9 protein-coding genes and 1 pseudogene are annotated in these 12,473 nt (G+C 72.9%); 8 read left to right on the plus strand and 2 right to left on the minus strand.

What is annotated here, in order from left to right:
• Positions 1 to 45 precede the first annotated feature (45 nt).
• From ACIO5E_RS35265 to ACIO5E_RS35290, 6 genes are read left to right on the plus strand one after another with little or no spacing between them, the layout of a single operon-like run.
• On the plus strand, positions 46 to 1,452 hold the full coding sequence (locus ACIO5E_RS35265) for an ABC transporter substrate-binding protein (RefSeq protein ID WP_400675930.1): 1,407 nt from the start codon (positions 46 to 48) through the stop codon (positions 1,450 to 1,452).
• An 11-nt stretch (positions 1,453 to 1,463) separates the two neighbouring features.
• Positions 1,464 to 2,396, plus strand: coding sequence for a carbohydrate ABC transporter permease (locus ACIO5E_RS35270; RefSeq protein WP_400675932.1), 933 nt, complete (start codon positions 1,464 to 1,466; stop codon positions 2,394 to 2,396).
• Positions 2,393 to 3,268: a carbohydrate ABC transporter permease gene (locus tag ACIO5E_RS35275; RefSeq protein WP_400675934.1), complete on the plus strand. Its 876-nt coding sequence runs from the start codon at positions 2,393 to 2,395 to the stop codon at positions 3,266 to 3,268. Before ACIO5E_RS35270 ends, ACIO5E_RS35275 begins: the two co-directional genes overlap by 4 nt.
• An 8-nt stretch (positions 3,269 to 3,276) precedes the next feature.
• Entirely contained in the window at positions 3,277 to 5,343 is a 2,067-nt protein-coding gene (locus ACIO5E_RS35280) for a beta-galactosidase (protein WP_400675936.1), read from the plus strand.
• A complete protein-coding gene (locus ACIO5E_RS35285) occupies positions 5,340 to 7,565 on the plus strand; it encodes an MGH1-like glycoside hydrolase domain-containing protein (RefSeq protein WP_400675938.1) in 2,226 nt (741 codons plus the stop codon). Before ACIO5E_RS35280 ends, ACIO5E_RS35285 begins: the two co-directional genes overlap by 4 nt.
• 43 nt (positions 7,566 to 7,608) lie before the next feature.
• Entirely contained in the window at positions 7,609 to 8,301 is a 693-nt protein-coding gene (locus ACIO5E_RS35290) for a ribonuclease H (protein WP_400675940.1), read from the plus strand.
• 182 nt (positions 8,302 to 8,483) lie between these two features.
• On the opposite strand, the gene ACIO5E_RS35295 is transcribed toward ACIO5E_RS35290, so the two are convergent.
• On the minus strand, positions 8,484 to 9,986 hold the full coding sequence (locus tag ACIO5E_RS35295; protein WP_400675942.1) for an MFS transporter: 1,503 nt from the start codon (positions 9,984 to 9,986) through the stop codon (positions 8,484 to 8,486).
• Between the two features lie 409 nt (positions 9,987 to 10,395).
• Between ACIO5E_RS35295 and ACIO5E_RS35300 the strand changes: the two genes are divergently transcribed.
• Entirely contained in the window at positions 10,396 to 10,785 is a 390-nt protein-coding gene (locus ACIO5E_RS35300) for a hypothetical protein (protein ID WP_400675944.1), read from the plus strand.
• Positions 10,786 to 10,881: 96 nt separating this feature from the next.
• Here the strand turns inward: ACIO5E_RS35300 and ACIO5E_RS35305 are convergent, their stop codons facing one another.
• A complete protein-coding gene (locus tag ACIO5E_RS35305) occupies positions 10,882 to 11,658 on the minus strand; it encodes a hypothetical protein (RefSeq protein ID WP_400675946.1) in 777 nt (258 codons plus the stop codon).
• 579 nt (positions 11,659 to 12,237) lie between these two features.
• Here ACIO5E_RS35305 and ACIO5E_RS35310 point away from each other — a divergent pair.
• Positions 12,238 to 12,473, plus strand: a pseudogene (locus tag ACIO5E_RS35310) (hypothetical protein); the annotation flags it as partial.

A 12,473-nucleotide genomic window follows, 5' to 3' on the forward strand; every position in this document is an offset into this window, starting at 1 on the left:
TGAGTTCTGTATACAGCATTCGGCATTCACTCTTCAGGAGGCAAGATGTCGGGAGGAAAGATCTCAACCGGCAGTCGTCACAGACACGTTGACGGCCCCGGGGGTGGACGGTACGGGCCCGGCTCGGGCCCCTCCCGCCGCCGTGTCCTCGGCGCCGGGCTGGCCGGCGGCGCGCTGCTGCTGACCGGGGCGGCGGGGTGCGCCACCGGCGGCGCCGGGACCCCGGACGCCAAGCGGCTGGACGCCGGCTCCGGCGGCAAACTCGCCGGGAAGATCACCATCTGGTCCTGGGATGTGGCCGCCAAGGCCATGCAGCGGCTCGGCAAGGCCTTCGAACAGGCCCACCCCGGCACCACCATCGACGTCGTCGACATCGGCTACGACAACGCCTACGACAAGATCACCGTCGGACTCGGTGCCGGCAGCGGGCTGCCGGACGTGCTGACCGTCGAGGGCCACCGACTGCCCACCTACATCGGCAACTTCCCCAACGCGCTGGTCGACCTGACCGGCCGGGCCGCCGGCCTCGCCCCGGACTTCGCGCAGGCGGCCTGGCGCACCGTCACCAACGCGGCCGGCCGGGTCTTCGCACTGCCCTGGGACAGCGGCCCCTGCGCCCTGTTCTACCGCCGCGACTATTTCCAGCAGGCCGGCGTCGATCCGGCCGGCCTCGCCACCTGGGACGACTACCTCGCCGCCGGGACCACCCTCAAGGCCCGCACCGGCAAGAAGCTGCTCATCATGGACGCCAAGCAGGACAGCACGTTCTCCCTGCTGCTCCAACAGCAGGGCCAGGGCTGGTTCGTGGACGGCAGGGTCGCCGTCGCCTCACCCGCCGCCGAGCAGGCGCTCACCCTGATGAAACAGCTGGTCGACCGGGGCCTCGTCGACTTCGAGGACGGCTGGGACGGCCTGGTCTCCGGCACCCACGACGGCAAGGTCGCCACCACCCCCACCGCCGCCTGGTGGGACGGCACCCTCACCAGCGAGATGGCCGACCTGAAGGGCGAGTTCGGCGTCGTGCCGCTGCCCGCGTTCACCCCCGGCGGCTGTCGCACTTCGAACAACGGCGGCTCCACCCTCTCCGTCACCGCACAGAGCAAGAACCCGGAACTGGCCTGGGCGTTCATCTCCGCCCTGCTCGCCGACAAGGCCAACCAGGCCTCGATGATGGAGCGCGAGGGACTCTTCCCCGCCTACCTCCCGGCCCTGGACCACCCGTACTTCCAGCAGCCCGACGCCTACTACGCGAACCAGCCGGCCATGCGGCTGTTCGCCGACCTCGCCCGGTCCATCCCCACCGTCGAGATCACCGCCGACGACGCCAAGGCCGGCGACATCGTCAACACCGCCGTCAACCAGGTGCTGCACGGCGGAGCCGACCCCGGCACCGTGCTGCGCTCCGCCGCCCGCCAGATCGCCACCGCGACCAGTCGCCAGCCGGCCCCGTAGGGACACGCACCATGACCAGTCTCCAGGCCCCCACCCCCGAGGTGGCCGCCGTACCCGCGCGGACCGCGCGCACCCGGCGACGACGGCTGCCGCGCTCCGCGGCCTGGCTCTTCGCCGGGCCCACGGCCGTGCTCTTCATCCTCTTCTTCGCCTATCCGCTCGGCGCCAGCCTCTACCAGAGCTTCACCGCCCGCCGCGACGGCGTCACCGTCTGGGTCGGGCTGGACCAGTACCGGCGGATGCTGGACGACCCGGCCTTCCTGCACTCCCTGGTCAACACCGCGATGATCCTGGCCGTCCAGGTGCCCGTGATGATCGGGCTGGCGCTGGTGCTGGCCGTCCTGCTGAACCAGTCCTGGCTGCGGTTCCGGGCCGGCTGGCGGGCGGTCTTCTTCCTGCCCGCGGTCACCACGCTGGTCGCCTACGCCGTCGTCTTCCAGGTCCTGCTGCGCACCGACGGCGGCCTGGCCAACCAGCTCCTGCACGCGCTCGGCGCCGGCCCGGTCGACTGGCTGAACTCGCCCACCTGGGCCCGGATCTCCCTGATCGGCTCGGTCACCTGGCGCTGGACCGGCTACAACGCCGTCATCCTGCTCGCCGGCCTGCACGCCATCGGCCGGGACCAGTACGAGGCCGCCGCCCTCGACGGCGCGGGCACGCTGCGCACCTACACCGGCGTGATCCTGCCGCAGCTGCGGCCGGTGGTGCTGTTCTGCGTCATCACCTCCACCATCGGCACGCTCCAACTCTTCGACGAGAACTACGTGCTGACGCGCGGCGGACCCGGCGACGCGACCCTCACCCCCGTGGTCTACCTGTACAAGGTCGGCTTCCAGCAGCTCGACTTCGGCTACGCGGCCGCTATCGCCTGGGTCGTGGTGCTGGTCATCGCCGCGGTCTCCCTCCTCCAGTTCCGGCTCTACGGAAGGGAACGCCGCCGGTGAGCCCCACTTCCGCCCCCACCCCTGCCGCCGCCCGTCCCCGTACCCGGCCGCTGCCCGCCCGGCTCGGCCGCGGCGCCGTCCTGCTCGCGCTCGCCCTCGGAGCCGTCGTCAGCCTGGTGCCCTTCGTCTGGATGCTGATCGCGAGCACCCACAGCAGCTCCGAGCTCTTCCACTCCCCGCCGCCGTTCCTGCCCGGCGGGGACCTGCTGCGCAACCTGGCCCACCTGCAGCAGAGCATCGGCTTCGGCCGGGTGCTGCTCAACAGCCTGGGCATCGCCGTCGTCTACACCGCGCTGAGCTCGCTGCTGTCGGCGATGTGCGGCTACGGGCTGGCCAAGTACCGCTTCCGGGGCCGTGGGCTGCTGCTCGGGCTGGTGCTGGCGACCATGATGATTCCGCTGCAGGTGCTGCTCGTCCCGCTGTTCCAGATGATGGCCAGCGTCGGCTGGATCGACAGCTACCAGGCGGTCATCCTGCCCTTCCTGGCCAACTCCTTCGGCATCCTGCTGATGCGCCAGGGCTTCCTGGACTTCCCCGACGAACTGCTGGAGTCCGCGCGCATCGACGGCTCCGGCGAACTGCGCACCTTCTACCAGGTGGTCCTGCCCTGCGTGCGGCCGCAGCTGGGCGCGCTGGTGATCTTCACCTTCATGGGGCAGTGGAACAGCTTCATCTGGCCGCTGCTGATGCTCAACACCGAGGACAAGTACACCGTGCCGGTCGCGCTCAACACGCTGACCGGGCTCACCCACGTCGACTACTCCGGCCTCATGCTCGGCTCCCTGCTGGCCACCCTCCCGCTGGTGTTGCTCTTCCTGCTCTTCCAGCGGCAGTTCGTGGCCGGCCTGCTCGGCGGAGCGCTGAAAGGATGACCGCCCGCATGAACGCACTCACCCGTGTGCCCGGCCTCCTCCACGGCGGGGACTGGAACCCCGAGCAGTGGCCCGAGGAGGTGTGGGCGGAGGACGTGAAGCTGATGGCCGAGGCCGGGGTCAACCTGGTCACCGTCGGCGTCTTCTCCTGGGCCCGCCTCCAACCGGACGCCGACGTCTGGGACTTCGGCTGGCTGGACCGCCTGCTCGACCTCGTCCACGGCCACGGCATCGCCGTCGACCTGGCCACCGCCACCGCCTCGCCGCCGGCATGGCTGGTGCGGGCCCACCCGGAGCTGCTGCCCGTGACCGCCGACGGCGTCCGGCTGGAGTTCGGCTCGCGTCAGCACTACTGCCCCTCCTCCGCCGTCTACCGGGCCGCCGCCGCCCGGCTCACCCGGGCCCTGGCCGAGCGCTACCGCGACCACCCGGCGCTGGCCCTGTGGCACATCCACAACGAGTACGGCGACCACGTCCAGGAGTGCTTCTGCCCCGCCTCCGCCACCGACTTCCGGCGCTGGCTGCGCGAGCGCCACGGCACCGTCGAGGAGCTCAACCGGTCCTGGGGGACGGCCTTCTGGTCCCAGCGGTACGGGTCGCTCGACGAGATCGAGCCGCCGCGCACCGCGCCCGGACCGGTCAATCCGACCCAGCTGCTGGACTGGCGCCGGTTCTGCTCGGACGCGCTGCTGGCCCTCCACCGCACCGAGAAGGCCGTCCTCGACGAGGTCTCGCCCGGCGTGCCGGTCACCACCAACTTCATGTCGATGCTCAAGTCGCTGGACTACTGGGAGTGGAGCCGCCACGAGGACCTCGTCTCCGACGACGCCTACCCCGACCCGGCGGACCCCCGCGCGCACGTCACCGCGGCCATGAACTACGACCTGATGCGCTCGCTCAAGGGCGGCAAACCGTGGCTGCTGATGGAGCAGGCCCCCTCGGCCGTCAGCTGGCGTCCCGTCAACCTGCCGAAGCGGCCCGGCCTGTACCGGCTCTGGTCACTCCAGGCGCTGGCCCGGGGCGCGGACGGGATACTGCACTTCCAGTGGCGGGCCTCGGTGGCCGGGGCCGAGAAGTTCCACAGCGCGATGCTGCCGCACCGCGGCACGGCCTCGCGCGGCTGGCGCGAGACCGTCCGGTTCGGCGCCGACCTGCGCCGGCTGGGGGAGCTCGCGGGCAGCCGGATGCGCGGGCAGGCGGCCGTCCTGCTCGACTGGGACAGCTGGTGGGCGCTGGAACTGGACGACCACCCCTCCGCGCGGATGCGCTGGCTCGACCTGCTCCGGCCGTGGTACGCGGCGCTCCACGACCGCGGCGTGACCGTGGACTTCGTCCCGCCCACCGGAGAGTTCGACGGCTACCGGCTGCTGCTCGCCCCCAACCTGTACCTGCTCGACACCGCCACCGCCGACCGGCTCACCGCCTTCGTCACGGCGGGCGGCCACCTGGTCTGCGGCCCGTTCAGCGGCATCAGCGACCGGCACGACCACATCCACCCCGGCGGCCACCCGGGGCCGTTGCGGCCGCTGTTCGGCGTCGTCGTCGACGAGCACTGGCCGATCCCCGACGGGGCGGCGACCGCCGTCCGGCTCGACCAGGGCGGGGCGGAGCTCCGGGCGGAGCACTGGAGCGAGTGGATCGACACCGAGGGCGCCGAGACCGTCGCCCGCTACGCCTCCGGAGAACTGGCCGGCCTCCCGGCCGTCACCCGGCACCGGCACGGCACCGGCAGCGCCTGGTACCTCGGCTGCCACCTCGGCGCGGACGTCGGCCGGGTGCTCGACCTGCCGCTCGCCGAGGCCGGGGTGGCCGCCGAGGTGGCGGACCTGCCGGCGGGCGTGGAGGCCACCCGCCGCCGCGCCGAGGACGGCACCGGCTACCTGTTCCTGCTCAACCACGGCTCCGCCGCGTGCCGGGTGACGCTGGGCGAACCCGGCACCGACCTGCTCACCGGCACCGACGTCGCCGAGGGCGTCACCCTCGCACCGCTGGGCGCCGCCGTCCTCCGGGTCCGGCCGGTGTCCCGCACGTCCGCCTCCCCGTCCCCCTCCACCCCTGCCGAGGAGCGCGCATGAAGCCACTGACCCGCCGCCACGTCCTGGCCACCACGGTCGCCGCCGGCACCGCCCTCGCCGCGACCGGCGTCGCGCCGGCGGCCGTCGCCGACGAGCGCCCCACCTCCCCGGCCGACGACGGCACCGCAGGCCCGGCGGACAACGGCACCGCGGCCCTGCTCGACCGCTACGCCGACGTCCTCGACCTGCACGGCACACCCGCGCAGGCCTACCCCGGCGACGCCGGGGGCAACAATCCGATCAACGTCTTCGCCGACCTGGGTGCCTGGCACGCCTACGCCCTGCCGCGCCCGCAGGAGCCGCTCGGCGGCTTCACCGGCCCGCTCCACGTGGCCCAGGAGTACCCGTGGTGGCTCAGCGACGGCCTCAGCCGGATCCACCTGAGCGAGCAGGGCCGGGCGCTGGACCTCGCCGGCGGCGCAGCCCCCCGGCTCATCTCGCTGCCCGGCCTGCTGCGGCAGTCCTACGAGCTCGGCGGCGGACTGGAGCTCACCCTGGAACTGCGCTTCGCGGGCAACCGCACCGCCCTGGTCCGGGCGCGGTTGGCCAACGACGGCGCGGGCGAGCGGACCCTGCGGGTCGCCTGGACCGGGACGCTGCTGCGCCCGGCCGACGCCCCGCAGCGCGACGCACCCCACCTGGTCGCCGCCGAGCGCGGCGTCGCCGTCCGTTTCGCGCGCGTGCGGCGGACGTGGGACTACCTGACCGACGGCACCGAGCGCTTCGAGGTCCGCCACGCCGCGCCGGTCCGCACCACCGTCAGCGGCGACAGCCACCGCACCGAACTGGCCGACGCCGTACGGCTGGCACCGGGCGCGGCCCGCACCCTGGCCTGGACCGAGAGCTACACGTTCACCGACGCCGAGTACGCCCGCGCCGCCGTCGAGGCGGACGCCGCGCTGCGCGCCCCGGACCGGGTCGCGGCGGCGGGCGCCGCCCGGTGGGCCGGGTACGTCGCCCGGGCGACCGAGGGCGTCCCGGCCGCGCGCCGCCGGGACGCCGTCAAGTGCGTACAGACCCTCGTCACCAACTGGCGCAGCCCGGCCGGGCGGATCCGGCACGACGCGATCACGCCCTCGCTCTCGTACAAGTGGTTCAGCGGGGTCTGGGCCTGGGACACCTGGAAGCAGGCCGCCGGCACCGCCGTCTTCGCCCCCGGCCTCGCCGCCGACCAGATCCGGGCGATGTTCGACCACCAGATCCGACCCGACTCCGCCGACCGCCCGCAGGACGCCGGGATGATCCCGGACTGCGTCTTCTACAACGACCCGAGCACCGGTGGCGGCAACTGGAACGAGCGCAACTCCAAGCCCCCGCTGGCCGCCTGGGCGGTCTGGGAGGTCTACCGGCACGGCGGCGACCGCGCGTTCCTGCGCGAGATGCTGCCCAGGCTGACCGCCTACCAGGAGTGGTGGTACCGCAACCGGGACCACGAGGGCGAGGGCCTGTGCGAGTACGGCGCCACGGTCGACCCGGGCAACGCCGCCCCGGAGGACTGCGTCCTGGCGGCGGCCTGGGAGTCCGGCATGGACAACGCGCCGCGCTTCGACACCGCGCTCGGTACCACGGTCGTCGCCAACCACGGCACGCAGGGGGCCCTGCTGGGCTGGTCCCTGACCCAGCGGTCCGTCGACCTGAACGCCTACCTGGCCGCCGACCACCGCTCCCTGGCCGCCATCGCCGCCGAACTGGGCGACCGTGCGACCGCCCAGCGGCTGCGCGGCCGGGCCGACGCGATCGACCGGGCCGTGCGCGACACCATGTTCGACCCGGCCACGGGCTGGTTCCACGACACGGACCTGGCCACCGGGGCACGGCTCACCGCCCGCGGGCGCGGCATCGAGGGGGCGATCCCGCTCTGGTCCGGCACCGCCACCCCCGCCCAGGCCCGGGCGGTGCGCAGGCTGCTGCTCGACCCGGCGGAGTTCGGCACCGCGATGCCGTTCCCGACGGTGGCCCGCAGTTCCGCGTACTTCGATCCGGCCGGGTACTGGCGCGGCCTGGCCTGGCTCGACCAGACCTACTTCGCCATCGAGGGCCTGCGCCGGTACGGCTGGAACCAGGACGCCCGGCAGGCGACGGACCGGCTGCTGGCGACGGCCGCCGGCCTCGGCGGTGACGGGCCGCTGCGGGAGAACTACGACCCGCTGACGGGGGAGGGGCGGAACTCCACCAACTTCAGCTGGTCCGCCGCCCTGCTCCTGCTGCTCCTGCGCAGCTGACCGGCGCTTCGGGGCACCCGCCCGGCCCTGGCATGATCGGGGCATGAACGAACGACTCATCGCAGCCTGTGACGGAGCGGCCAAGGGCAACCCCGGGCCGGCGGCCTGGGCCTACGTGGTCGCGGACGCCGCCGGGGTGCCGCAGCGCTGGCAGGCCGGTCCGCTCGGGCACAGCACCAACAACGTGGGCGAGCTGACGGCGTTGGAGCAGCTGCTGGTCGCGACGGACCCCGCCGTACCGCTGGAGGTCCGTCTCGACAGCACGTACACCCGCGACGCGGTGACGAAGTGGCTGGTCGGCTGGAAGCGCAACGGCTGGAAGACCGCCGCCGGCAAGCCGGTGGCCAACCAGGCGCTGATCCAGCACATCGACGCGCTCCTGGAGGGGCGGGACGTCACCTTCGTGTATGTTCCCGCCCACCAGGTGAACGGCGACCCGCTGAACGCCATCGCCGACAAGGCCGCCAGCGACGCCGCCCGCCGCCAGGAGGCCGCGGGCGGGACGGGCGCGGACCTCCCCGAGCCGGAACCGGCCCGGACCTCCCCCTCGCGCGGCGCCCGCGCCGCCTCCTCGGCCGGGTCGAAGCCGAAGCGGGCTTCCTCGGGCGGCTCGCGGACCCTGTCCGCCCGATTCGCCGGCACCTGCCCGTGCACCCGCCCGTACGCCAAGGGCGACACGATCACCAAGGTGGGCGGCAGCTGGGGACACCCGGAGTGCGCCGGCGCCCACGCCTGAGCCTCGGGTACGTGTGCGGTCGGGCTGCCGGCCGCGACGGCCGTCGCTGTGGCGGTGACCGTCGCGGCCCGGCCCCGTCCGCACCGGCCCGCCGGATGTCGGGGCCGGGCACCCGCTGCCGGAGCCCGGCGACGCCCGAATCCGGAGGCCGAGTGCCCCGAGGCCGAGTGCCCGACGGCCCGCTACCTCTCGGCCGGCTCGACGGCGCTCAGCGGGGTGGCCAGCGACTCCAGGCTGCGCCCCTCCGCCCGGACGCCGATCGCGGCCTCCACCAGCCCCGCGGCCGTCATCAGCGCCGCCCCGATGCAGAACGCCAGCGTGGTCCGCGAGACCTTCCCGCTGCTCACCAGCCCGTTGAAGAGCAGCGGCCCGCTGATGCCGCCGACCGCCGTGCCGACGGCGTAGAAGAAGGCGATGGACATCGCCCTGGTCTCCAGCGGGAAGATCTCGCTGACCGTCAGGTACGCCGCGCTGGCCCCGGCGGAGGCCAGGAAGAGCACGGCCGTCCAACAGGCCGTCATGCCGGCGGCGGAGAGGGCGCCACGCTGGAAGAGCGCGGCGGTGCCGAACAGGAGCAGCCCGGAGCCGATGTACGTGCCGGCGATCATCGGCACCCGCCCGACCGAGTCGAAGAGGTGGCCGAGCAGCAGCGGGCCGAGGAAGTTGCCGACCGCGATCACCGCGAAGTAGTAGCCGGTGTCGCCCTCCGGCACGTCGAAGTACGTGGTGAGGATGACGGCGTAGCCGAAGGTCACCGAGTTGTAGAGGAACGCCTGGCCGATGAACAGCGCGAGGCCGAGCACCGTGCGGCGCGGGTAGCGGCGGACGACGGTGCGGGCGAGGGTGACGAAGCCGAGCGGGCCGCGCTCCCGGATCCTGATCGGCTTCCCGGTGACCGGCGGCAGCGGTCGGCCGGTCTCCCGCTCCACGATCTCCTCGGCCTCGGCCACCACCTTCTCGGCCTCCTCGGCCCGCCCGTGGGTGAACAGCCAGCGCGGACTCTCCGGGACGTGCCGGCGGACCAGCAGGATCGCCAGCCCCAGCACCACGCCCATCCCGAAGGCGAGCCGCCAGCCCACGTCCGTCGCGAAGAGCGAGGTGTCGAGCAGCGCGATGGACGCGAAGGCGCCGATCGCGGCGCCGACCCAGAAGCTGCCGTTGATGATCAGGTCGATCCGCCCGCGCACCCGGGCCGGGATCAGCTCGTCGATCGCCGAGTTGATCGCCGCGTACTCGCCGCCGATGCCGAAGCCGGTGAAGAAGCGGCAGAGGAAGAAGAACCAGGCCGTCCAGGAGAGCGAGGTGATGGCGGTCGCCGCCAGGTACACGGCGAGCGTCAGCATGAACAGTTTCTTGCGCCCGAGCCGGTCGGTCAGCCAGCCGAAGAACAGGGCTCCGCTGCAGGCGCCCGCCACGTAGGTCGCGGCGGCGACGGTGGTCACCTGGGCCGTCGTGATGCTGATGCCGCTGCCGGGCTGGGCGAGCCGGGCCGCCATGTTGCCGACGATGGTGACCTCCAGGCCGTCCAGGATCCAGACGGTGCCCAGGCCGATGACGATCCGCCAGTGCCAGCGGGACCACGGCAACCGGTCCAGCCTGGCCGGCACGTCGGTCTCGACGACCAGGGATCCACCGGCGGGATCGGCCGGTGTCCGGGGTGCGGACGGCTTCGCGTGATCGGCCACGACGGGCCTCCTTCGCTCCTCGAAACGGAAGGCCCCGCGTCTGCCCGCTTCGCCCGCGACCACACCGGGGCACGCTCGTCACGCTCGGTGAGTGGTGACGCCCTCTCCGTCATTCTGCCTGGGGGGCGGAGGGGACGCGGGGACGATGCGGTCCTCTCGTGTCGCCGGGGTGCCGGGAGGCCGGTGCCCGTCGTGGGGCGGGGGGTCGAGGGGCCGCCCGGGGCGGCGCTCCTCCCCTCGGGCGACGGGCGACGAAACCTGCGCGCCGGGGTTGTCCGATCCCCGGATTCGAAGGCGATCGATGCGCATGTGAATGGCAAAGCGCTGGTCATGTGTCTGCGCCAGGGCGGGGAGGGCTGGAGGAGCACCGTGGCAGACGAGCTGGAGAAGCGCGGTGCGCCCCTCCGTGGTGCCTGAGCCGCAGCCGGGCCGGGCGACGTGGGCGGGCCGGGCGGTGTGGGCGGCCCCGGCGGCGGTCAACATCGTCCTGGGGTTCGTCGCCTCCGTTCCGCTGATGGTGACGCTCCTGTTCTTCCTCAACTACCCGCTGGTCCGGCTCGGGCTCGGACGGCGCGAGCCCACCGAGAACGACGGCCCGATGGTGTGGGTGGTGGCCCTCGCCGTCCTCTGGACGGTCTTCGGGCTGCTGTGGTGGCTGGTCAACCTCGGCCTCGGCCGGCTCACCAGCCTGCGCGGGCGCCGTTACTGGGGGGTGAGCGCCGCGCTGCTCCCGGTGCCGACGCTCGCCCTCTCCCCGTTGCCCAACGGCGCCTGGACCGTCCTGAGTTGGCTGGTCTGACCCGGCTGCTCCCCTCCTCGGACGAGAGGCCGGGTGGCGCGCTCCCGGGCGCAGCCGTGGCGGCTGCGCCCGGCGGGCCGGGGCCAGGGAGCGGGCCTACTGCTCGACGTACTTGCGCAACACCTGCTGGTAGTCCGCGAACTCGGGCTCGGTGTGCAGCTTGGAGACGTCCTTCTTCAGGTAGACCATGCCCGGGCAGCTGGGCTTCGCACTGCCGAGCAGGTGCTCGGTGCCGACCTTCTTGCCGGTCCTGGCCTCGTACACGCTCACCTCGTACGTGCCCCGGTAGAGCTTGAGGGAGTCCGAGGTGAACTTGCAGTCGGTCAGGAACTCGGCCTCGCCGGGCGAGTCCAGACAGGCGATCAGCTGGACGCGGTACGGGTCCAGGTGCGACCCGCTCCAGTAGTCCGGCGAGCCGCCGGCCGGGGCGGCGGGGTGCGAGGAGCCGGACTCGCTGACGGTGAACATCGCGACCGGGTGCGGGCCGGCGCCGGTGTGCTCGGCGGTCTTCGGGAAGTACTTGCGGGCCATGGTGCCCGCGCAGCCCGCGTCCAGGTCGGAGATCCGGCCGAGTGCCTTGTCGCTCGCCTTCGGCTCGAACATCACCCAGTAGACGCCGTACCCGAGGGACCCGACCATCGCCAGCGCGACCACCCGCAGCGCGATCGTCCGTCCCTTGCGCCGACCGGCCGTCAACTGCGGTGCGGTGTCCGAGGAGGCGCGCTTTCTGGTCACGACGGCGTAGCCGAGGAAGATGATCGGCGACGCCGCGACGACGGCGAACAGGACGCCGATCGGGGCGTTGCCGCCGTTGAACGCGATCAGCGAGAACACCACGGAGATCGCGGCGAGCAGGACTATCAGCTGGGCCATGATTCGCCTTTCCACAGGTCTGGAGCAGCCGTGAGACTACCGGTGCCGAACCCGGGTGCGCGGGCCTACTTGCCGCGTCGAGCCGCCGTGGGGGTGCTCGGGCCTGTCCGGCGGATCTTGCCGGGCCCGCGACGCCGGGCATCCCGTCTGGACGCACGCCCGAATCGCCCAAGTACGTCCAGTACGAGGACGATCCGGGCGCACGCCCAGACGGGCGCCCAACGCCGCGGGTTGATCCGGCAAGATCCGCCGGACAGGCCCTAGGCCGCCGCCGTCGAGCCGTCCCGGCGGGATGCCGGACTGGATTCCGCCGGGATTTCCATGCCGCCTCCCCTGCTCCCTTTCCGGCCCCTTTCACGGTGATTTCCCGGGGAGGTCGAGGAGGGGTCGAGGCGCGGTGGAAAGGTCTTTCCGGCGGGGGTGGGCTGTGTTGTGGTGGGTGGTGGTCGAACCCTGGCCGCGGCCTCGCGGGCGGCCTTGCGCGGGCGGACAGCCGCTGGTGGGCGGTGTAGACGCTCGCGCATGGACGTGAGTGCGGTGGCTATGGTTCGCCGACTCGGGGTGGATTTGAATGGTGCCATGACGACGAACCGAACGGGCTCGCCGATCGGACGGAGCCCCCGGATCGCGTCGGACCGGCTGGACGCCCTCGGCGTCTTCGGCGGGTCGGTCCCGTCGGTTTTCCCCGTTTCTTCGAATGAGGTGGTTGGGATGACGCGTAAGGGTGTTGTGGATCTTCCGGTCGATGCCGGTGTGGTGCTCGTGGTGGGTGGCACGGGTAAGACGGGTCGGCGGGTGGCGGAGCGGTTGTCGGT

The sequence above is a fragment of the Kitasatospora sp. NPDC087314 genome, assembly GCF_044744365.1.
In the GTDB taxonomy this organism is placed as follows: domain Bacteria; phylum Actinomycetota; class Actinomycetes; order Streptomycetales; family Streptomycetaceae; genus Kitasatospora.

Bases quoted from the DNA above. Each gene is read 5' to 3' on its own strand.
- ACIO5E_RS35305 (WP_400675946.1), bottom strand. From the start codon at position 11,658: ATGGCCCAGCTGATAGTCCTGCTCGCCGCGATCTCCGTGGTGTTCTCG.
- ACIO5E_RS35270 (WP_400675932.1), top strand. From the start codon at position 1,464: ATGACCAGTCTCCAGGCCCCCACCCCCGAGGTGGCCGCCGTACCCGCG.
- ACIO5E_RS35290 (WP_400675940.1), top strand. From the start codon at position 7,609: ATGAACGAACGACTCATCGCAGCCTGTGACGGAGCGGCCAAGGGCAAC.
- ACIO5E_RS35285 (WP_400675938.1), top strand. From the start codon at position 5,340: ATGAAGCCACTGACCCGCCGCCACGTCCTGGCCACCACGGTCGCCGCC.
- ACIO5E_RS35280 (WP_400675936.1), top strand. From the start codon at position 3,277: ATGAACGCACTCACCCGTGTGCCCGGCCTCCTCCACGGCGGGGACTGG.
- ACIO5E_RS35265 (WP_400675930.1), top strand. From the start codon at position 46: ATGTCGGGAGGAAAGATCTCAACCGGCAGTCGTCACAGACACGTTGAC.